Genomic DNA, 19,860 nt, shown 5'->3' with positions numbered 1-19,860 from the left:
TCCCCTCCGAACGCGGCGATGCCCCGGACCACGGCCCGGGGCATCGCCGATCGCTTGCGGGGGCGGTCAGGCCCGAGCAGCCTCCGACACGCGTCGCGCGGCGGCGAGCGCCTGGTCGAGATCGGCCTTGAGGTCGTCGATGTTCTCGATGCCGACCGAGAGGCGCATGAGCCCGGGGGTGACGCCGGCGGTGAGCTGCTGCTCCGGCGTGAGCTGGGCGTGGGTCGTGGAGGCGGGGTGGATGACGAGCGAGCGCACGTCGCCGATGTTGGCGAGGTGACTGAACAGCGACAGGCTGTTCACGAACTCGCGTCCGGCCTCGACGCCGCCCTTGAGCTCGAACGACAGCACCGCGCCGACGCCCTTGGGCGCGTACTCGTTCGCCTTCGCGTACCAGGGCGAGGACGGCAGCCCCGAATAGTTGACCGATGCGACGTCATCGCGGCCGTCGAGCCATTCCGCGATCTCCTGCGCGTTCTGGACATGGCGCTCGATGCGCAGCGACAGCGTCTCGATGCCCTGGATGAGGTTCCATGCGCTCTGCGGCGCGATGGCCGAGCCGAGGTCGCGGAGCAGCTGCACGCGCGCCTTGATGATGTAGGCGAGCGGGTCGCCGACGGCCGCCGTGTACGAGGCGCCGTGGTAGGAGGGGTCCGGCACCGTCAGGCCCGGGAACCGGTCGACGTTCTTCGACCACTCGAACGTGCCGCCGTCGATGATGACGCCGCCGATCGTGGTGCCGTGTCCGCCGAGGAACTTGGTGACGGAGTGCACGACGATGTCGGCGCCGTGCTCGAACGGGCGGATGAGGTACGGCGTCGCGATCGTGTTGTCCACGATGAGCGGCACGCCGCCTTCGTGCGCCACGTCGGCGACCGCGCGGATGTCGAGGATGTTGATCTGCGGGTTGCCGATCGTCTCGGCGAAGAACAGCTTGGTGTTCGGGCGGAGGGCGCGACGCCACTCCTCGGGGTCGTCCTGGTTCTCGACGAAGGTGACCTCGATGCCGAGCTTCGCGAGCGTGTACTTGAAGAGGTTGTACGTGCCGCCGTAGATGGAGCTGGACGACACGATGTGGTCGCCGGCCTGGGCGATGTTGAGCACCGCGAACGTCGAGGCGGCCTGGCCGCTGGAGAGGACGAGGGCGCCGGTGCCCCCCTCGAGCGCGGCGAGGCGCTGCTCCAGGACGTCCTGGGTCGGGTTCTGGATGCGGGTGTAGATGTTGCCGAACTCGGCGAGGGCGAAGAGGTTCGCCGCGTGGTCCGCGCTGTCGAAGACGTACGACGTGGTCTGGTAGATCGGCGTCGCGCGCGCCTTGGTGACGGGGTCGGGTGCAGCGCCGGAGTGGATCTGCTTGGTCTCGAAGCGCCAGGTCTCGGGTGCGGACATGTGTTCCCCCTGGAACGGTTGGAAGGTCGGGACGGCTGATGCCGTTGCAGCGAGAGTACGGAACATCGATTCCTGTCAACAACGGACGGGAAATGTGACGTAACAGTGTGCGCCCGCGTTTCCGCCCGGAACATCGTACGGTGGAGGCATGGTGATCAGGCGTGCAGTCGTGACCGGTGCGAGCTCGGGGATCGGAGAGGCGACAGTGCGCAGGCTCCGCGCCGCGGGCTGGGATGTGATCGGCGTGGCGAGGCGCGCCGATCGGCTGTCGGCCCTGGCGCAGGAGACGGGGGCATCCGCGATCGCCTGCGATCTCACGGACGGGGACGCGGTGACGGCGCTGGTCGAGGAGGTCGAGCGGTCGGGGCCGGTGCACGCGCTGGTGCAGGTGGCGGGCGGAGCCCGCGGCACCGACCGGGTCGAGGACGCGTCCGTCAGCGACTGGCAGTGGATGTACGACGCGAACGTGCTGTCCAGCCAGCGGCTGGTCGCGGGCCTGCTGCCTCTGCTGCGTCGCGCCGCGGCCCAGGACGGGCACGCCGACACGCTCTTCGTGACGTCGACCGCGGCGCAGGTGGCCTACGCCGGCGGCGGTGGATACAACGCCGCGAAGGCCGCGCAGTCGATGCTGGTGCACGCATTGCGGCTCGAGCTGAACGGCGAGCCGATCCGCGTCGCGGAGGTCGCCCCCGGCATGGTCCACACCGAGGAGTTCACCCTGAACCGCCTCGGCGGCGACAGCGTGGCGGCCGAGGCCGTGTACTCCGGAGTCGAGGCGCCGCTGCGCGCGGAGGACGTCGCCGACGTCATCGCCTACGCGCTCGACGCGCCCGGCCACGTGAATCTGGACCTCATCACCATGCGCCCTGTCGCGCAGTCCGCGAATCATCTGCTCGCACGCGGTCCGCTGCGCGTGCGCCCCGTCGGCTGACCCGTGACGCCGCGCACCCTCGCGGAGCTCGCCGCCGACGGCCTCATGGATCCGGGCTGGGCGCGCGCCCTCGCTCCCGCCCAGGACGTCGTCACGACGCTCGGCGAGCGCCTGCGCGCCGAGCAGGCCGCCGGCCGCGGATACCTCCCGGCCGGTGACCACGTGCTGCGCGCCTTCCAGCGCCCGCTCGCCGACGTCAGAGTGCTCATCACGGGACAGGACCCGTATCCGACGCCCGGGCACCCCATCGGCCTCTCGTTCGCCGTCGACCGGGAGGTCCGCCCGCTCCCGCGCAGCCTCGGCAACATCTACCGGGAGCGCGAGAGCGACCTGGGCATCCCGCCGGCACCGCACGGCGACCTCACCGCCTGGAGCGATCAGGGCGTGCTGCTGCTGAACCGCGTGCTCACCGTGCGGCCGGGCGCCGCCGCCTCGCATCGCGGGTGGGGGTGGGAGGCCGTGACGGAGCTCGCGATCAGGGCCCTCGTCGCGCGGCAGGAGCCGCTCGTCGCGATCCTCTGGGGCCGGGATGCGGCGAAGCTCGAGCCCCTGCTCGGCACGACCCCCGTGATCGCCTCGGCGCACCCGTCGCCGCTGTCGGCGAGTCGCGGTTTCTTCGGCTCTCGGCCCTTCTCCCGGGCGAACGCCCTGCTGGAGGGTCTCGGCGCGTCCGCGGTGGACTGGCGCGTCGAGGGAGAGCGCCCCCTAAGCTGATCGCATGCAGTTCGAACCCGGTGATCGTCGCCGGGTGCTGCCGCGCCATCTGCGTCCGCCGTCGTCTCCCGACGTGTTCGCCTACTCGATCCGCGCGGCGCGCTCCGCGGACCTCCCGTACGTGCGGGAGATCTACAACCATTTCGTGAGCAACTCGGTCGTGACGCTCGACGACCGACGGAGCAGCATCCCGTACTGGCGGGAGAAGTTCGCGCTCCTGACGAAGCTCCGGCTGCCGTTCCTCGTGGCGGTGTCGCCGTCGGGGGTCCTGCTCGGGTACGCCCTCGCGCAGCCCTGGGCGGGCAAGAACGCCTACCGGTACACGGTCGAGGATTCGATCTACCTCGGTCCGGGCGCCGGCGGCAAGGGACTCGGGCGGGCCCTGCTGCAGGCCCTCATCGATGCGTGCGAGCAGCTCGGCATCCGCGAGATGGTGGCGGTGATCAGCGACTCCAAGGCGGAGGCGTCGATCCGGCTGCACGCCGCGCTCGGTTTCGAGGAGGCGGGCCGCATGGGGCGGGTCGGGCACAAGTTCGGCCGTGAGCTCGGGACGGTGTACATGAAGCGCGCTCTCACCCCGGACCGCCGTCGCAGGCTCTTCGGCGCGTCCGCCGGTCGCTGAGCGCGGCCGCCGCGGCGGAGCCGCGCCGGAGCGGATCAGGCCGGGGGAGCGGGGATGACCGGTATCGCCGCCAGCAGCGTCCTGGTGTACGGATGCTGCGGGGCACGCAGCACGGCCGCCGTGCCGCCGCGCTCGACGATGCTGCCGCCCTTCATGACGACCACCGTGTCGCAGACGCTCTGCACGACGCCGATGTCGTGCGAGACGAGGACCAGGGTCAGCTCCGTGCTCCGGCGCAGTTCGACGAGCAGCTCCAGGATCTGGGCGCGCACGGTGACGTCGAGCGCGGACAGCGGTTCATCGCCGACGAGGATGCGCGGGCGGTGCACGATCGCGCGGGCGAGCGCGATCCGCTGGCGCTGCCCTCCCGAGAACTCGTGCGGGTAGCGCTCGGCCATCTCCGGGTCGAGACCCACCTGCTGCAGCACCTCCCGGACGCGGGCGCGTCGATCGCCGGGGATGTCGAGCGCCCACAGCGGCTCGCCGATGATCTGCCCCGCCGACATGCGCGGGTCCAGGGAGGCGTAGGGGTCCTGGAACACCAGTCCGGTGAGCCTGCGCAGCCAGTGCAGCGACCGGGCCGGAGCGCTCGGGTCGACGGGCCTGCCGTCGACGGCGACGGTGCCGGAGGTGGGGCGATCGAGACCCAGCAGCAGTCGGACGAGGGTCGATTTGCCCGATCCGGACTCGCCGATGATGCCGACGGACGATCCCGCGACGATGTCGAGGTCGGTCGGCGCGAGCGCGGTCTGCGTGCCGATGCGTCCGAAGGTCGAGCGCCCCGGTGTCGGGAAGTCCCTCTGCAGACCCCGTGCTTCGATGAGATTCATCCCTCATCTCCTTCCGGACGCCACAGCGTCGCGGTCGCGTCGCGGAGCAGCGCCCGGGTGACGTCGGCCGCTGGGCTCGTGAGCAGGGTGCCGATGGGGGCCGACTCCACGACCCGGCCGCGATCGAGCACCACGCCGTGGGTGGCGATCTGGGCCAGCACCGCGAGGTCGTGCGTGATGAACACCAGGGACATGCCCTCCTCTTCGACGAGCCGGAGGAGGAGCGTGAGGATCTCCGCCTGGATCGTGACGTCGAGAGCAGTCGTCGGCTCATCGGCGATGAGCAGTCGGGGACGGCAGGCGAGCGCCATGGCGATGGCGACGCGCTGGCGCTGGCCTCCGGAGAGCTGGTGCGGGTAGCGGTCGACGATGGTCGGCGGATCGGGGAGCCGCACGCGCGCCGCCTCCTCGATGGCCCGGTCCCGCGCCTCGCGGCGACCGACGCCCTCGTGGATGCGGATCGACTCGGCGATCTGCCTTCCCACCGTGCGGATCGGATTCAGGGCTGTGCGCGGCTCCTGGAAGACGATCCCGATGTCGTCGCCGCGGAGCCTCGCGAGTTCGCGGTCGGGCATCCCGATGAGCTCGACGCCGTTCCAGCGGATGCTGCCGGAGGCCTCCGCTCCGTCGGGCAGGAGTCCGAGCAGCGCCAGGGCGGTGAGGGACTTCCCGGATCCGGACTCGCCGATGAGTCCGAGACGGGTGCCGTCGGGGACGTCGAAGGACACGCCGTCGACCACCGCCCGTCCGTCGATGCGGATCACGAGGTCCTGCACCACGAGGCTCATGCGACCACCGCCGGGGTGTGGGTCTCGGCCGTCCGGTGTCGCAGAGTTGGGTCGGTCGCCTCCCGCAGGCCGTCGCCGAGGAGATTCAACGCGAGGACCGTGACGGTGATCGCGAGCCCCGGCCAGATCACCGAGAGCGGATGCACGCCGATGTAGCGCTGCAGGTCGGCGAGGAGAAGACCCCAGCTGGGCTCGACGACCGACGCGCCGAAGCCGAGGTACGACAGCCCGGCCTCGGCGAGGACCGCGACCGCCATCGACCACGACAGCTGCACGATGAAGACCGGAGCCACGTTGGGGAGCAGATGGCGGATGAGGCTCTGGCCGCTTGTGAGCCCGGAGGCACGCGCCGCGAGGACGAAGTCGCTGCGCTGCACCCGCCGCAGCTCGGGGCGCGTCACGCGGGCGATGTTCACGCCGAAGCCGATGCCGACGGCCCAGATCACGACCCACAGCGATCCTCCCCACACGGACGAGATCATCATCGCGATCAGGAGCACGGGGAAGGCGATGAGGATGTCGACGAGCACCGCGACCGACTCCCGGACCCAGCGGGCGGTGAGAGCGCCGAGCGCCGCGAGGGCGATGCCGAGCAGGGTGGCGATGATCCCCGCACCGACACTCACGAAGACCGTCGTACGGGCGCCGGCCATCAGCAGGCTGAGGATGTCGCGCCCGGTGTCGTCCGTTCCGAGGAGGTGAGGCCATCCCGGCGTCCCCCAGCGGCTGCGCAGGTCGGACTCCTGTGGATCGAAGGGCGTCCAGAAGAGGGACACGAGGGCGGCGATCCCGACGAGCGCGACGACGACGAGGCCGAAGCGACCGGTCGCGGTCCGCCACAGTCGTGGCATCCAGCGGGGCATCACGCCTCCCTCTGCCGCGGGTCGACGGCGCGGTGCAGGAGATCGACGAGGAAGCCGACGATCAGCACGAAGCCCGTCAGGACGAGGAGCTCGCTCTGCACCTTGATCAGGTCGCGCGTGCCCACGTCGGCGACGAGCATCCGTCCGATGCCGGGCAGCGTGAACAGCTGCTCGATGACGACGGATCCCACGATGATCCCCGCGACCTGCAGGCCGAGCACCGTGATGATCGAGAGACCCACGGCCGGGATGCCGTGCGAGATGAGCGCCCGGGTGCGCGTGAGCCCCTTCGCCGCCGCCGTGCGCACGAAGTCCTCGCTCGCGGCCTGCAGCGTCGCGCTGCGGACGAAGCGCATCAGCATCGCGCCCTCGACGATCCCGATGGTGAGCGCGGGGAGCAGCAGGGATTCGATCGCCTGCCCCGGGGTGCTCCATCCCGTACGGGGGAAGCCCTGCGGGGGAAGCCATCCCAGCCATACGGAGAACACCACGATCAGCATCATCCCGGCCCACACCACGGGGACCGCCGCCAGGGCCTGCGCTCCGACGCTGAGCGCCGTTCCGCCGGCGCCGCCCCGACGAAGCGCAGCGAGGATGCCGAAGGGCACCGCGATGAGCACGGCGATGAGAAGGGACATGACCCCGAGAGGCACGGTGACCTGGGACTTCAGGAGCAGCTCCTCGCCGACCGAGGCGCCGGACAGCAGAGAGGTCCCGAGGTCTCCGCGGAGGATGCCGCCGATCCACTCCGCGTACTGCGCGGGGAGCGGGCGATCGAGACCCAGGGACTCTCGCAGTGCGTCCACCTCGTCGGGAGACGCCTGCGTCCCGGCGATCAGCTGAGCCACATCGCCGGGGAACACGCGGAGGGTCAGGAAGATGAGCACGCTCGACACGAGGAGCCCTGCGATGAGCAGGGCTCCTCGGCCGAGCGCGTAGCGGATCACGACGTGGGGGTCGTCACTGCTCGGCGGCGACCGTGACGCCGGCGAGGTCGATCCGCGAGTTGATCGAGTCCTTCGGGAAGCCGGAGACCAGCGGGCTGACGGCGGTGATGGTGGCGCCGTTGTACAGCCAGTCCGCGGCGTGATCCTCGGAGACGATGCGCGCGGCCTCGGCCAGCAGCTCGGCGGACCTGTCGGGGTCGACCTCAGCGAGGGCCTCGGTGTAGAGCGCCTGCACCTCGCTGTTGTCGTAGCCGAAGTAGTAGTCCGGGTCGGCGAAGTTGCCGAAGTCGCGCGGCTCGACGTGGAGCACGAAGCTCAGGTCGTAGTCCTTGTTGGTGTAGACGTCCTCGAGCCACGTGGGGAACTCGACGGAGTCGACCTCCAGGGTGACTCCGACCTTCTGGAAATCGGAGATCAGGACCTTCGGAACGGTCGTGCCGTAGAACCCGGGGATCGTGAGGGTGAGCTCGAGGTCCTCCTGCCCGGCCTCGGCGAGCAGCTGCTTGGCCTTCTCCGGATCGTACGAGATCACATCGGAGAGGTCCTCGTATCCGGGGTCGAGCTCGGGGATGGGGCCGTAGAGCGTCGAGCCCGACCCGACGGCCTCCACGAGCGCCTCGTGATCGATCGCCAGGCGCAGGGCCTCGCGCACGCGCACGTCGTCGAGCGGTGCCTTGGCGTTGTTGAACGCGAGGGTCGCCTTGTCGGTGGTCCGCCCCGTCGTCAGAGTGAAATCGCCGGAGTCCTCGAGCTGCGGCGCGAGGTTGGGGTCGACCGCCGTCAGCACCTGGACGCCGCCGTCGAGCGCGGTGTTGACACCGGCCGTGAAGTCGGGGATGTACTGGAACTCGACCTCGGCGACGCCCGCCGGCTCGCCCCAGTAGGCGTCGTTCCGCGCGAACGTGATCGCGCTGCCCTTGCTCCACCGGGTGAGGGTGAAGGGGCCGGTGCCGTTCTCCGCCGTCTTGAGGTCGGTGGTGTCTCCCGTCTGGAAGACGAGCCCGGCCGGACCGGTGAGCGAGAACAGGAAGTTCTGGTTCGGCTCCGACAGCACGATCTGCACGGTCGCGGGATCGGGGGCGGTGATCGAGGCGACCGGGGCGAACTCCGCGTTGCCCTGCAGCGTGGTGTCGGTGCGGACCGCCTCGTAGGACGCCACCACGTCGGCGGACGTGAGCGCCGTGCCGCTGTGGAACGTGATGCCCTCGTTCAACGTGAACGTGTAGGTCAGTCCGTCGTCGGAGACCTCGTACTCCGCAGCGAGGCGCGGGACGATCTCGTTCTCCGGAGTGCGGCTGACCAGTCCCTCGTAGATGTTGTCGATCAGGATCTGCTCGAGCGCCGCACCGCTGGTGCGTCGGATGTCGAGGTTCGTCGGCTCGAGGACCAGACCGACCTGGAGCGTGGCATCGGGATCGGGTTCGCCGACCGGGGTCGTGGTCTCGGGCTCCGCAGAGCCGGAGCAGGCGCTGAGGATGACGGCGCTCGCCGCGAGTGCGGAGATCAGCGCGAATCGTCGCGTACGTCGGAACATGGGTGTTTCCTCTCGGTGCGGCAGGTGCTGTGTGCCGGTGGATCGAGCCTAGGGATGTCTCGGGGTGGTGCGGGCCCCTGTGGAACGGAGCGTCACAATCAGGCGGCGGGGGCGGATGCTCCGATCAGCGCGGCGAGTTCGGTCGGGGCCGTCTCCTGCACGTTGTGCGTGGCTTGCACGACCACCACGCGTGCATGGGGGAGCCTGCGGAGGAACTCCTCCGCGTCGCTCTCGGCGACGAACCCGTCGGTCGCACGGACGAGGGTCAGCGGCGACTCGACGCCGGAGAGGTCGTCCCATCCCGAGCCGTCCAGCACCGCCGGGGCAGCCGCGACTTCCGCGTCGGGCGCCGCGAGAGCGTGTGCGGCGAGGTGGGCGAAGTGATGCTTCCACTCGACGCGACCGTCGGGTCGGACGCGCGTGTTCAGGAACACACCGCGCTCGGTGTCGGGCCTCGCGCCGCCGAAGCCGAAGGCGATCGCGCGGTCGACCAGCTCGTCGCGCGTGGCGAAGTCGGTGGGGCCGGCGTAGAAGTCGCGCAGCGCCGCGGGACCCGCGGTCGTGTCGATCCCCGGAGTGATGTCCACGACGAGCAGCGCGGCGACGAGGTCGGGACGCGACGCCGCGAGCGCCGCGCCGGTGAGACCGCCCAGGGACTGTCCGACGATCAGCTGCGGCGCGTTCGTCCATTCGTCGAGTGCGGCGGCGACGTCGGCTGCCAGGGTTCGCGGGGTGTAATCGGCGTCGCTGCGCCAGGACGAATCCCCGTGACCCGCGAGATCGATCGAGAGCACGGGGTGCCCCAGCGCGAGGGCGGTCGTGTCCCACGTGTGCGCGTTGAGTCCCGCGCCGTGCAGCAGCGTGATCCTCGGCTCTCCCTCGCCGTAGCGCAGAGCGCTGAGCCGTCGCCCGTCCGGGAGGTCCACTGCCACGCGCTCGGCCCGGGGGAGAGCAACCCCGAGGGTCTCGGCCTGGAGGGGGAGATAGCTGAACTCGTCGATGTCGATCGCCACGCCCTCATTCTGCTCTGGGTGGAAGGTGCACGAGAAATGCGGGAGCAGAATGTGCGTCGTAGTGTCCACTGAATGGCGCTTAATGCCATACCAAATTGACTTCTGCTTGTGCATATGTGATCTACGACCTGTACGGCCGCGAGGCGAGCCGACGTGCACTTCGGAATACTATTGATCCATGAGCGAGACGCGTGTGCATCTGTCCAAGACCGAGCCGGCGGCGTACAAGGCCCTCGACGCGTTCTCGCGGACGGTCGGACAGATCTGCGCGGCGAACGGGATCGACGACCGCCTCAAGGAGATCGTGATGATCCATTGCTCGCAGCTCAACGGCTGCGGCTACTGCACGCGCATCCACGTCGACAGGGCGCTCGCCGCGGGGATCGACACGGACACCCTCATGCAGATCGCGACCTGGCGGGAGAGCGACGTGTTCAGCGAGCGCGAGGAAGCCGCCCTGGAGCTGGCCGAGGCCTTCACCTTCATCTCCGAGGACGGGATCTCCGACGACGTGTACGACCGCGTCGGCGCGATCTTCACCGAGAAGGAGTACGCGGCGCTCAGCTGGGCGTGCGTGTCGATCAACGCGTTCAACCGCGTCGTCATCGCGGGCCGCTACCCGGTTCCCCCGCGCGACAGCCAGGCATCCGCATGAGCGTCCTCGACATCGAGGGCGTCAACAACGTCCGCGACGTCGGTGGGATGCCCGCCGACGGCGGACGCATCCGATCGGGTGTGCTGCTGCGCTCCGGCCAGCTCTCCGCTGCGACGACGGCGGGAGCGGTCGAGCTCCGTCGGCGGGTCTCGCACATCGTCGACCTGCGGGACGGCGAGGAGGTCGCCGCGGAGCCGACCGAGATCGAAGGGCCGGACACCACCCACCTCCCGCTCTTCCTCGGCTCGGTGCGCTCCTTCTTCGAGGCGGACACCAGCCTCGACGACCTGTACCTCCACCTCCTCGAGGAGAGTGCCGAACGTCTCGTCGCGGCCATCCGGATCATCGCGAAGGGGGAGCCGACGCTGATCCACTGCACCGTCGGCAAGGACCGCACGGGTGTCACCGTCGCGCTCGCCCTGGCCGCCGTCGGCGCAGACCGCGAGGCCATCATCGAGGACTACGCGCTCACGGAGTCTCAGCTGCCGCCGGAACGGTCCCGCCGGATCCTCGCATACCTCCGTGACCAGCATCCCGAGGCCGTCCACGCGGCGGCCCTGGCGACGCAGTCGCCCGCACCGGTGATGCGCGCCCTCCTCGACGGCGTCGACGAGCGATGGGGCTCCGCCGCCGGCTACCTGCGCGCGAACGGCATGACCGACGCCGAGCTGATCGATCTGCGTCGTGCTCTCGTCGACGTCGACGAACCGGACGAGCAAGGTTAGGCAACCCTTCTCCTGGTGTACGATGGAGGAACGATGAGCACCTCCCTCGAAACCCGCAGCACGCGCGCCGAGCGTCGCGCCGCGCGTCGTCGTGCGCACAACCTGGTCACGGCCGACGAGACCTCGCTGGTCGAACTCGAAGCGTTCCTGACCACGCTGCCCCTGTGCGCTTCGGGACGCGTGTTCATCGAGGTCCCCGAGAAGTCCGACGTCGGCGTGATCGACGCCCCTGCGCGGATGACCGTCACCTGGCTGGTCCGGGCCGATCGCTCCGGTGCCCCGGGTACGGGACGCTCGTGCACGCCGGGGCTCGCGCTCGCCCGCGCCACCTGCGCGTGGGCCGACGAGATGCTCTGCGACGACGAGTTCGAGACGCGCGTGACCCTGCTCGGCGGCTACCTCGGCACCGCCGACATCGTCGAGCACCTGACCGGCGAGCTCGCCGTGCGCGCAGAGCAGATCTACGCGCCGGAGCGCTTCGGGCTGCTGCCCTCCGGTCGCTGACCGCTGCCGCGTCGCACGTAGTTCCCGTCCTCCAGGCCCGCCTCGATCTCGAAGCGGTTGCGCAGCGGGTCGCGACCCGCGATCAGGTAGAGGACCGGCATCAGCATCCCGTAGCGGAGCCACTGCGCCTTGTGCACGGCCTCGTGGCGCAGCACGGCATCGGTCGGTCGTCTGCTGCCGGTCAGGAAGCAGCCGCCCACGCACACGCCGCCTCGGTTGAAGGTCCATTCCGGCATCCCCTGGAAGATCCAGAGCCCGCCGCGGCGCTCCACCGGTCCGGTGCTCCACAGCGACCCCCACATCCAACCGACCGCGGTGCCCCACCAGTACCCGGCGCGACTGATCGGCGAGCGGAGGAGGACGGAGGGGATGCGGCGATCGAGCCGTCTTCCGTGATCGAGCGCTCTCTCGGCCGCGGGGCGCCAGTCGTCGCTCATGCGACGGCGCCCACGAGTCGCAGCAGGGCACCGAGGTCGTCGACGGCGTCGACCGGGGTCCGGGGTGCGAACCCGGCGATCGTCGCACCCGCCAGAGGGAGTCGCGCGCGGAGCGCGCGGATGGATGCGCTGAGGTCTGCCGGCGCCACGCCGAACGGCGCGGGAGACGAGACGCCCGCGATCGCGGAGGGGTCGAGCACGTCGACATCGATGTGCACCCAGACCCGGGCGGCACCGGTGGCCGCCACGGCGTCGGCCAGTGCATCGGGGTCGGCGAGATCGGCCACGGACACGCCGCGGAGCTCGTCCTTCACCGGGACCTCGTCGTCGTCGAGGTTCCGCATCCCGACCGTGACGATGCGCTCCCGAGGGATGCCGGGGGAGAGCGCGAGCTGCGGTTCGCCCTCCCCGAGGACGGCGCGGAGCGCCATACCGGAGAAGGCGCCGGAGGGCGAGGAGTCGGGCGTGTGGAGGTCGCCGTGCGCGTCGCACCAGACGACCGCGAGATCGTCCGTGCCGCCGGGCAGCGAGGCCAGCGCGGCCACGGTGACGCTGCAGTCCCCGCCGATCACCACCGTGTCGGTCGTCATGTTCTCGGCGACGAGCTCTCGCGTGCGGCGGATCGCACTGAGCCTGCGCACCCCGGTGCCGAGGGACTCGCCGGCCTCGATGGGCACATCGAGCACCGACGTCGCCGCACGGGGCAGGTCGCCGGCGATGGCCGATGCGCCGTCCATCAGGAGCATCGCGCGCGCAGCGGGAGAGCCCTGCCACTGCGGAACCACGAGGAATCGCACCATGAGTGCCTCCAGCTGCGGAAGAGCGGATGCCCCGGACGTGATCGTCCGGGGCATCCGCGGGTGGATCAGGAGCCTTCGATCGCCTGACGCGGCGCGGAGCCCCCGGCCTTGAGCTCGGCGAGGCGCGCCTCGACCTCGGTGAGCTCGCCGAGGTCCTCGAGGCTCTCGAACTGCGCGTCGAGGCTCGACGCCGCGAGCTCGGCCTTGCCCTGAGCGAGCGCCTCCTGGCGACGGACCTTGTCCTCGAAGCGGCCCAGCTCGCTGGTCGGGTCGAGGACGTTGATCGACGACACCGCGTCCTGCACCTTGGTCTGCGCCTCGGCCACCTTGGCGCGGGCGAGGAGCTCGCTGCGCTTGTTCTTCAGCTCGCCCAGCTTGTCCTTCATGCCGTTCAGGCCGGACTTGAGCTTGTCGACGATCTCGGTCTGCGCCGCGATCTGCGGCTCGGCGCCGGTCGCCTCGCGCTCGGCGCTGATCTGGCGCTGCAGCGCGATCTTGGCGAGGCTGTCGAACTTGTCGGCATCCGCGGCGTTGCCGCTGCCGCGCATCTCGTCGGCCTTGCGGCTCGCCGCGAGAGCCTTGTTGCCCCATTCGGTCGCCGCCTGGACGTCTTCCTCGTGGTCGCGCTCGAGCAGACGAAGGTTGCCGATGGTCTCGGCGATCGCGGACTCGGCGTCGGAGATGCTGTTCGTGTAGTCGCGGACGAGCTGGTCGATCATCTTCTGCGGGTCTTCCGCAGAGTCCAGAAGGGAGTTGATGTTCGCGCGGACGAGGGTCGAGATACGTCCGAAGATGGACTGCTTGGTCATGCGTTGTTCCTTTCAGAGGGTCGTAGTCGAGGTCTGTGAGCGATCGCGAGGCGGGTCAGAAGCGTCCTCCTCCGGAGCGGCCGCTGCGACCGCTCGAGCGGCCGCCACCGCCTCCGCCGAATCCCGAGCTGCGGAACCCGCCGCCGCCGCTCGAGCGCCAGCTGCTGCTGCGGGACGAACCGCCGCCGCCTCCGCCGCCGGACAGGAGTCCGCCGATGATGCCGCCGAGGATGTCGCCGCCGAGTCCGGATCCGGACGAGCTGCCGCCGAAGATGCCGCCGCCGCCCCAGCCGTCGTTCTCGTAGCGGCTCGGGCTCATGGCGGTCACATCGGCCTTCGCCGACGCCGTGGCCTGTCGGGCGAGATCGAGGGCGCGACCCGCGTCGGCGAGGGCGGCGTCTGGATTCGACGTGCGGAGATCCAGCGCCTGCGTCAACGTCGACTCGGCCTGCGACAGCCGCGTGCGGGCCGTCGAGCCCACCGTGCCGCGGCGCGTCTCGATGAACTCGCGCGCCGCGCGGATCTCGGAGCCGGCCTGCGACAGCGTCTGCTCGAGCATCTGCTGCGTCCGCCGTGCGCGCTCGACGGCCGCGGTGCCCTGCGCGATGGCGCTGTCGATCTGCGTGTTCGCCGCGGTGAGCGCCTCGAGCACCAGCTGCGGGCTCCGGGCGGAGCCGGCGAGGTTCGCCTGCGCCCGCTGCAGCTGCTGCGCGGTGACGCTCGCCGCGGCGGCGATGGTCCCTCCGCTGTCGGGAAGCTGCTGCGCGGTGACCAGATCGGTCTGCAGCTCGGCGATCAGCGCCTGAGCCTGCGCCTCGATCGCGGCGAGCTCCTGGCCGAGCGTGCCGATGGCGTGGATGAGCTGAGTGGCCTGCGCCACGGACTGCTCGGCCGTGCGGATCGCGAAAGCCGCCTCGCCCGAGCGTCCTGCGGTGACGGCCTGCGCCGCCGCCCCGATCGCGCGGTCGGCCAGCGCGGCTCGCTCCTCGGCCTGAGCCGGGTTGTCCGAGACGGTGGCGAGCGCCGCCTGATCGTACGCCCCGGAGAGCGCGGCGAGCTGCTGCGCGGCACCGGCGAGGAGCGGCTCCAGGGCCTGTCGCTCGGCGCGCACCCGCTCGAGCTCCTGCGGCGCGTTCTCCTGGAGCTTGCGCAGGGCGTCGAAGGCCTCGGTGTTGTCGTCGAGGACGTCGTCGATCTCGTCGCACAGACCGATGATGCGGATGTGCCAGGCACGGCGGTCGAACACGGAATCCTCGACCTCGTCGTCGAGCTTCTGCTTCAGATCGAAGGCCTCGGACATCTTCGCCGTGGCCGTCTCGATCGCACCGCTGAACTCGGCGGTGGCCGCTTCGCCGAACTGGGCGACGGCGAAGCCGAGCTCCTCGCGACTCGAGGTGATCGCGTCGTCGGCCTGCACGAGCGCCGCACCCGCCTGCGTCTGCACCTGCGCGTCGGTGAGAGTCGAGAAGGGATCGTTCGGATCGGGGGTCTCCGGCATGGCGCCGCGACGCCGGACCTCGGCGGCCCGGCGGGAGCGTCGGATCAGCGCGACCGCGAGCCAGACGAGGAGACCGGCTGCGACGATGCCGACGACGATGAGAGTCGCCCGGATCGCCCCTGCGCCGCCGTCGCCCTGGATCTCGTCGGCGGCGAGCAGGATCGCGCCGTCCCAGTCCTCCTGAGCGAGGAGCGGCTGGATCTTCTCCTCGACATCGTCGAGCTTCCCGTCGCTGAGCGGTCCGCCCGCGGCGGCCGAGATGTAGTAGCTGCGGCCGTCGACCGCGATCGCCAGCAGATACTGCTCAGGACCCAGGTTGTTGTCCTCGGCCACGGTGTCGGCCCAGCCGACGTTGTCCGAGGGGGACGTGAACTCGTCGACGAGCACCACGAACAGATCGGCCGAGGAGTTCTCGGTGAGGGTCTGCAGTCGCGTCTCGACGGCATCCTTCTCCGCGGCGCTGAGCGCTCCGACATCGTCGGTCACGTACCCGGGATCGAGCGTGACGGGATCGGTGGCGAAGGCGGGCGACGCGGCCAGCGCTCCGATCGCAGCCGCCGTGACGGCGGCCAGCGCGAGCCACCGAGTCTTCATCGTCGTACCTCTGACAGACAGCCGCCCCATGGCACGAGTCTATGCACAGAGTCCGACACGCGACAGCTTCGGCGCCCCGATCGCCGTTCGCCCTGAGCGGAGACACATACGCTGGAAGGCATGGACGACAGGTACGGATCGGATGTGCTCGCCGCGGGCTGGCGAGAGCGCGCGGCGAAGCCGGTTCCGCAGGTGCCCGCGGAGCTCGATCTCGTCGTGGAGGTCGCCGACGACGGCTACTGCGGCGCGGTGACCGGAGTGCAGGGCGGCACCGTGGCGCTCGAGGATCGACGGGGACGCACACGGCTCTTCCCCCTCGGCGGCGGCTTCCTGATCGACGGAGCCCCGGTCCGTCTCACAGCCCCGGCGGCGAAGGCGCAGGGACCGCGGCGCACGGCATCCGGATCGTTCGCGGTCGGCGACCAGCGTGCGCGCGTGGCGCTCCCCAGCCGCATCCTCGTCGAGGGGAAGCACGACGCGGAGCTCGTCGAGAAGGTGTGGGGAGCGGACCTCCGTGTCGAGGGCGTGGTCGTGGAGTTCCTCCAGGGCGTCGATCTCCTCGACGAGCTTCTCGCCGCGGAGCCCCCGAGCGCGACCCGACGCTACGGCGTGCTCGTCGATCACCTGGTCGCGGGCTCGAAGGAGACCCGCATCGCGGAGGCCGTCGCCCGCGGACCGCACGGCCGGCACGTCCGGATCGTCGGACACCCGTTCGTGGACGTCTGGCAGTGCGTGACGCCTCGCGCGCTGGGGATCGCGAAGTGGCCGGAGATCCCGCGCGGGATCGACTGGAAGACGGGCATCTGCCGGGCATTCGGGTGGCCGCACGAGACCCAGGCCGACACGGCGAGGGCGTGGCAGCACATCCTGTCGAAGGTGCACACGTACCGCGACCTGGAGCCTGCCCTGCTGGGTCGGGTCGAAGAGCTGATCGACTTCGTCACCGCCCCCGCGTCCTGAACCGCGGTCGGGCCGCCGACACTCGCCGACTACCCTGGAAGCATGCCCGAACCCCGCACCTTCCGTGACGAGCCGGTGTCCTTCGTGCGCCGCAGCGGCCGGATGTCCGATGCACAGGAGCGCGCGTTCGACGAGCTCGGCCCGCACTATCTCCTGGATGTGCCCCGCGACGTCGCCTGGACGTCCGTGCACCCCGAGGCGAGGCTCCACCCGGTCGACGAGTACGGCCGCGACGCGGACCTGTACGTCGAGATCGGATCAGGACAGGGGCACGCCATCGTCGCTGCCGCGTCGTCGCGTCCGGACGACGACTTCCTCGCCGTCGAGGTCTTCCGGGCGGGACTCGCCCGGACCATGCTCGACGCCGATCGCGAGGGCGCGCGCAATCTCCGGGTCGTGGAGGCGAACGCCCCCGAGGTCCTCGCCTCGTACCTGCCCGAGGCGGCGGCCGCCGAGGTCTGGATCTTCTTCCCCGATCCCTGGCACAAGAAGAAGCACACGAAGCGGCGGCTCGTGCGGGACGGATTCGGTGCGACAGCCGCGCGCGCGCTGCGTGACGGGGGCATCCTGCGCCTGGCCACGGACTGGGAGGACTACGCCCTGCAGATGCGGGAGGTCCTCGACGAGGATCCGCTGTTCGAGCGGGCGTTCGACGGCGACTGGGCCGAGCGGTTCGACGGTCGCGTCATGACCGCGTTCGAGCGCAAGGGGATCGCGAAGGGGCGCGACATCCGCGATCTCGCCTACCGGCGGAGGGCCCGCAGGTGACCGACCTCGGCCGCACCACCGCACTGCGCATCGAGCTCCTGCCGGCCGTGCTGGTGTGCGCGGCCGCCCCGGCGTTCTTCGTGCTGGAGACCCCCTGGCTGGGGTGGGTGCTGCTCGCGGTCGGCGTCGTCGTCGCGTGGGCCCTGGAGCGTCGGGCGGCACGTCCCGCACTCGAGGCCGTGCGCGTCGCCCCACATGGGCCTTCACCGGAGGCCGTCGGCGAGAGTCGCGCGCCCTCGCTCACGCGCGACCTCGCGCTCATCGCACTGGGCATGCTCATCGTCAGCGTGATCCCCTTGAAGGCGGAGCTCGATGACCTCGCGATGCTGCGCTTCACGATCGTGCTCGGCGGCGCCGTCGCCGTGCCGTACCTCGTCTCCCGCTTCGTCTTCAAGGATCGGGCGATCGGCTTCCCGTGGCGGACCCGTCGGCGCTGGGGCCCGCTGCAGTGGGGGTGGCTGGTCGCCGTGCTCGTGCTCGGCTGGCTGATCCTCCCGTTCTACTTCATCACGAGCGGCGTCTACCAGAACTGGCCGGTGGTCGACACTCCCGACCTCATCGCGCGTCTCTTCGTGGGTGTCGGCGCGGTCGGCATCTGGGACGAGCTCTTCTTCATCTGCACCGTGTTCGCCCTGCTCCGCAGGCACTTTCCCGACGCGACGGCGAACGTCCTCCAGGCGGTCGTCTTCGTGTCGTTCCTGTGGGAGCTGGGCTATCGGGAATGGGGTCCGCTGCTCACGATCCCCTTCGCGCTCCTGCAGGGATCCATCTTCTTCCGCACGCATTCGCTCGCCTACGTCGTCACCGTGCACCTGCTCTTCGACGCGGTCGTCTTCGCCGTGCTGGTCCACGCGCACAATCCGGGCCTGCTCCCCATCTTCCTGCTCTGAGCTCGCCGTCCGACGCCGCTCGATCGCTACGATCGACACATGCTCATCGTCGGACTCGTCCTCGCCGCCGCCGCCGCCGCCTTCCACGTCTTCATCTTCGCGCTGGAGTCGCTCCGATGGACCGAGCCCGAGACGAGGAGGATCTTCGGCGTTCCGAGCGAAGCCGATGCCGTCACCATGAAGCAGCTCGCGTTCAACCAGGGCTTCTACAACCTCTTCCTCGCGCTGACGGCTCTGCTCGGCGTCGGGTTCGTCATCGTCGGCCTGCAGACGGTCGGGCTCACGCTCGTCTTCGCGGGGACCGGGATGATGCTGGCCGCCGCGCTCGTGCTCATCCTGTCGGACCGCTCGAAGGCGCGGGCCGCGCTGATGCAGGGCACGCTGCCCCTGCTCGCGGTGATCGCGACCGCGATCGGGGTCGCGATCGGCTGACGGATACCGTCGACTTCCGGCGCCTCTCCGTGCAAGGGGGTGGCGTCGTCGCCCGTCGACGGAGCACACTCGACGCATGGCCGAGTGGGTGCTGCACGTCGACATGGACCAGTTCATCGCGGCCGTCGAGGTGCTGCGTCGCCCCGAGCTGATCGGCAGGCCCGTCATCGTCGGCGGGCGCGGCGATCCGACGGAGCGGGCGGTCGTCTCCACAGCGTCGTACGAGGCCCGCGCCTTCGGCATCGGCTCCGGCATGCCCCTGAAGATCGCCGCGCGAAAGGCTCCCGAGGACGCGGTCTTCCTCCCGGTCGACCACGCCGCCTACGAGCAGGCGTCCGCCGAGGTCATGGCGGCCCTGCGTGCGCTGCCCGGGGTGGTCCTCGAGGTCATCGGGTGGGACGAGTGCTTCCTGGGCACCGCCACCGACGACCCCGAGGGGGTCGCGGAGCGCGCTCGTGCCGCCGTGCTCGCGGCGACGGGACTGCACTGCTCGGTCGGCATCGGCGACAACAAGGTGCGGGCGAAGATCGCCACCGAGTTCGGCAAACCCCGCGGCGTCTTCCGACTGACGGCAGAGAACTGGTTCGCCGTCATGGGGGAGAAGCCCACCAGAGACCTGTGGGGCGTCGGGCCGAAGGTGCAGAAGAGACTCGCGACACATGGCATCCACACGGTCAGGGAACTGGCCGATGCCGAGGAGTCGGCGCTCGTCGCCGAGTTCGGACCGAAGATGGGTGTCTGGTATCACGGGCTGGGATCCGGGCGGGGTCCGGCGGTCGTGGATGCCACGCCCTGGGTCGCGCGCAGCCACAGCAGGGAGACGACCTACCAGCAGAACCTCACGACGGCTGGGCAGGTGGACGACGCGCTGAGGGAGCTCGCCGGAGCGGCCTTCGACGACTGCGCCGCGGAAGGACGGCCGGTGATGCGCGTGCACCTCAAGGTGCGGTACGCGCCGTTCGAGACGAAGACGTTCGGCCGTAAGCTGCTCGCGCCGACCGCGGAGCGGGGCGAGGTGATCGATGCGGCGCTCGCGCTCGGGGCCACGCTCGACCGGTCGAGAGAGGTACGACTGCTCGGTGTGCGCGCCGAGATGGTGCCCCCGGAGGGCGCGCCCGATCCCGTGGAACGCACGCCGATGCGCGGGCGGATCTGAA

At 70.5% G+C, this 19,860-nt stretch carries 22 protein-coding genes; 11 read left to right on the top strand and 11 right to left on the bottom strand.

Going from position 1 to position 19,860, the window contains the following annotated elements:
• Window positions 1-66 precede the first annotated feature (66 nt).
• Complete coding sequence (locus A4X16_RS01290; RefSeq protein WP_067115179.1) at window positions 67-1,389, bottom strand: bifunctional o-acetylhomoserine/o-acetylserine sulfhydrylase; 1,323 nt, start codon at window positions 1,387-1,389, stop codon at window positions 67-69.
• 148 nt (window positions 1,390-1,537) lie between these two features.
• Here A4X16_RS01290 and A4X16_RS01285 point away from each other — a divergent pair, with 148 nt between their 5' ends.
• Genes A4X16_RS01285 through A4X16_RS01275 form a run of 3 tightly spaced genes read left to right on the top strand, consistent with a single transcriptional unit; the run spans window position 1,538 to window position 3,656 of the window.
• Window positions 1,538-2,320, top strand: a complete 783-nt coding sequence (locus tag A4X16_RS01285) for an SDR family oxidoreductase (RefSeq protein WP_067115177.1) — start codon at window positions 1,538-1,540, stop codon at window positions 2,318-2,320.
• A gap of 45 nt (window positions 2,321-2,365) precedes the next feature.
• On the top strand, window positions 2,366-3,034 hold the full coding sequence (locus tag A4X16_RS01280; RefSeq protein WP_082914197.1) for a uracil-DNA glycosylase: 669 nt from the start codon (window positions 2,366-2,368) through the stop codon (window positions 3,032-3,034).
• A 4-nt stretch (window positions 3,035-3,038) separates the two neighbouring features.
• Window positions 3,039-3,656 (top strand): GNAT family N-acetyltransferase, encoded by a 618-nt coding sequence (locus A4X16_RS01275; RefSeq protein WP_067115173.1) that lies wholly within the window; start codon window positions 3,039-3,041, stop codon window positions 3,654-3,656.
• A gap of 35 nt (window positions 3,657-3,691) precedes the next feature.
• Here the strand turns inward: A4X16_RS01275 and A4X16_RS01270 are convergent, their stop codons facing one another.
• The 6 genes from A4X16_RS01270 to A4X16_RS01245 form a co-directional block, all read right to left on the bottom strand.
• Window positions 3,692-4,486, bottom strand: a complete 795-nt coding sequence (locus A4X16_RS01270) for an ABC transporter ATP-binding protein (protein WP_067115171.1) — start codon at window positions 4,484-4,486, stop codon at window positions 3,692-3,694.
• On the bottom strand, window positions 4,483-5,274 hold the full coding sequence (locus A4X16_RS01265; RefSeq protein WP_067115169.1) for an ATP-binding cassette domain-containing protein: 792 nt from the start codon (window positions 5,272-5,274) through the stop codon (window positions 4,483-4,485). Before A4X16_RS01265 ends, A4X16_RS01270 begins: the two co-directional genes overlap by 4 nt.
• Window positions 5,271-6,137 carry an ABC transporter permease gene (locus A4X16_RS01260; protein WP_067115166.1) on the bottom strand — a complete coding sequence of 289 codons (867 nt, stop codon included), beginning with the start codon at window positions 6,135-6,137 and terminating at the stop codon, window positions 5,271-5,273. Before A4X16_RS01260 ends, A4X16_RS01265 begins: the two co-directional genes overlap by 4 nt.
• A complete protein-coding gene (locus tag A4X16_RS01255) occupies window positions 6,137-7,084 on the bottom strand; it encodes an ABC transporter permease (RefSeq protein ID WP_067115164.1) in 948 nt (315 codons plus the stop codon). The genes A4X16_RS01260 and A4X16_RS01255 overlap by 1 nt, the downstream gene beginning before the upstream one ends.
• Window positions 7,085-7,097: 13 nt before the next feature.
• On the bottom strand, window positions 7,098-8,618 hold the full coding sequence (locus A4X16_RS01250) for an ABC transporter substrate-binding protein (protein WP_067115162.1): 1,521 nt from the start codon (window positions 8,616-8,618) through the stop codon (window positions 7,098-7,100).
• A gap of 98 nt (window positions 8,619-8,716) precedes the next feature.
• Window positions 8,717-9,631 (bottom strand): alpha/beta fold hydrolase, encoded by a 915-nt coding sequence (locus A4X16_RS01245; protein ID WP_231880223.1) that lies wholly within the window; start codon window positions 9,629-9,631, stop codon window positions 8,717-8,719.
• Window positions 9,632-9,809: 178 nt separating this feature from the next.
• Here A4X16_RS01245 and A4X16_RS01240 point away from each other — a divergent pair, with 178 nt between their 5' ends.
• Genes A4X16_RS01240 through A4X16_RS01230 form a run of 3 tightly spaced genes read left to right on the top strand, consistent with a single transcriptional unit; the run spans window position 9,810 to window position 11,515 of the window.
• Window positions 9,810-10,286 (top strand): carboxymuconolactone decarboxylase family protein, encoded by a 477-nt coding sequence (locus A4X16_RS01240; protein ID WP_067115160.1) that lies wholly within the window; start codon window positions 9,810-9,812, stop codon window positions 10,284-10,286.
• Window positions 10,283-11,011, top strand: a complete 729-nt coding sequence (locus A4X16_RS01235) for a tyrosine-protein phosphatase (RefSeq protein ID WP_067115158.1) — start codon at window positions 10,283-10,285, stop codon at window positions 11,009-11,011. The genes A4X16_RS01240 and A4X16_RS01235 overlap by 4 nt, the downstream gene beginning before the upstream one ends.
• A 33-nt stretch (window positions 11,012-11,044) precedes the next feature.
• Entirely contained in the window at window positions 11,045-11,515 is a 471-nt protein-coding gene (locus A4X16_RS01230; RefSeq protein ID WP_067115155.1) for an SIP domain-containing protein, read from the top strand.
• On the opposite strand, the gene A4X16_RS01225 is transcribed toward A4X16_RS01230, so the two are convergent.
• The 4 genes from A4X16_RS01225 to A4X16_RS01210 form a co-directional block, all read right to left on the bottom strand.
• On the bottom strand, window positions 11,473-11,952 hold the full coding sequence (locus A4X16_RS01225) for a Fe-S oxidoreductase (protein WP_067115153.1): 480 nt from the start codon (window positions 11,950-11,952) through the stop codon (window positions 11,473-11,475). The two genes, A4X16_RS01230 and A4X16_RS01225, sit on opposite strands and share 43 nt — an antisense overlap.
• Window positions 11,949-12,752, bottom strand: coding sequence for an arginase family protein (locus A4X16_RS01220; RefSeq protein ID WP_067115340.1), 804 nt, complete (start codon window positions 12,750-12,752; stop codon window positions 11,949-11,951). The genes A4X16_RS01225 and A4X16_RS01220 overlap by 4 nt, the downstream gene beginning before the upstream one ends.
• 65 nt (window positions 12,753-12,817) lie before the next feature.
• A complete protein-coding gene (locus tag A4X16_RS01215) occupies window positions 12,818-13,561 on the bottom strand; it encodes a PspA/IM30 family protein (protein ID WP_067115151.1) in 744 nt (247 codons plus the stop codon).
• A 55-nt stretch (window positions 13,562-13,616) separates the two neighbouring features.
• Window positions 13,617-15,653 carry a TPM domain-containing protein gene (locus A4X16_RS01210; protein WP_067115149.1) on the bottom strand — a complete coding sequence of 679 codons (2,037 nt, stop codon included), beginning with the start codon at window positions 15,651-15,653 and terminating at the stop codon, window positions 13,617-13,619.
• A gap of 120 nt (window positions 15,654-15,773) precedes the next feature.
• Between A4X16_RS01210 and A4X16_RS01205 the strand changes: the two genes are divergently transcribed.
• The 5 genes from A4X16_RS01205 to A4X16_RS01185 all read left to right on the top strand — a co-directional run bounded on the left by A4X16_RS01205 (window position 15,774) and on the right by A4X16_RS01185 (window position 19,859).
• Entirely contained in the window at window positions 15,774-16,613 is an 840-nt protein-coding gene (locus A4X16_RS01205; RefSeq protein WP_067115148.1) for a DUF3097 domain-containing protein, read from the top strand.
• A 42-nt stretch (window positions 16,614-16,655) separates the two neighbouring features.
• Window positions 16,656-17,381, top strand: a complete 726-nt coding sequence (gene trmB, locus A4X16_RS01200) for a tRNA (guanosine(46)-N7)-methyltransferase TrmB (RefSeq protein ID WP_067115146.1) — start codon at window positions 16,656-16,658, stop codon at window positions 17,379-17,381.
• Window positions 17,378-18,271 carry a CPBP family intramembrane glutamic endopeptidase gene (locus A4X16_RS01195; RefSeq protein ID WP_067115145.1) on the top strand — a complete coding sequence of 298 codons (894 nt, stop codon included), beginning with the start codon at window positions 17,378-17,380 and terminating at the stop codon, window positions 18,269-18,271. Before trmB ends, A4X16_RS01195 begins: the two co-directional genes overlap by 4 nt.
• A 39-nt stretch (window positions 18,272-18,310) precedes the next feature.
• On the top strand, window positions 18,311-18,703 hold the full coding sequence (locus tag A4X16_RS01190) for a DUF1304 domain-containing protein (protein ID WP_067115143.1): 393 nt from the start codon (window positions 18,311-18,313) through the stop codon (window positions 18,701-18,703).
• Window positions 18,704-18,779: 76 nt separating this feature from the next.
• Window positions 18,780-19,859, top strand: a complete 1,080-nt coding sequence (locus A4X16_RS01185; protein WP_067115141.1) for a DNA polymerase IV — start codon at window positions 18,780-18,782, stop codon at window positions 19,857-19,859.
• The last annotated feature ends 1 nt before the right edge of the window (window position 19,860 follow it).

It is taken from the genome of Microbacterium sp. H83 (genome assembly GCF_001650405.1).
GTDB lineage: Bacteria > Actinomycetota > Actinomycetes > Actinomycetales > Microbacteriaceae > Microbacterium.
Note: the sequence above shows the minus strand (reverse complement) of the source record. Positions and strands in the feature narration are given on the sequence as shown.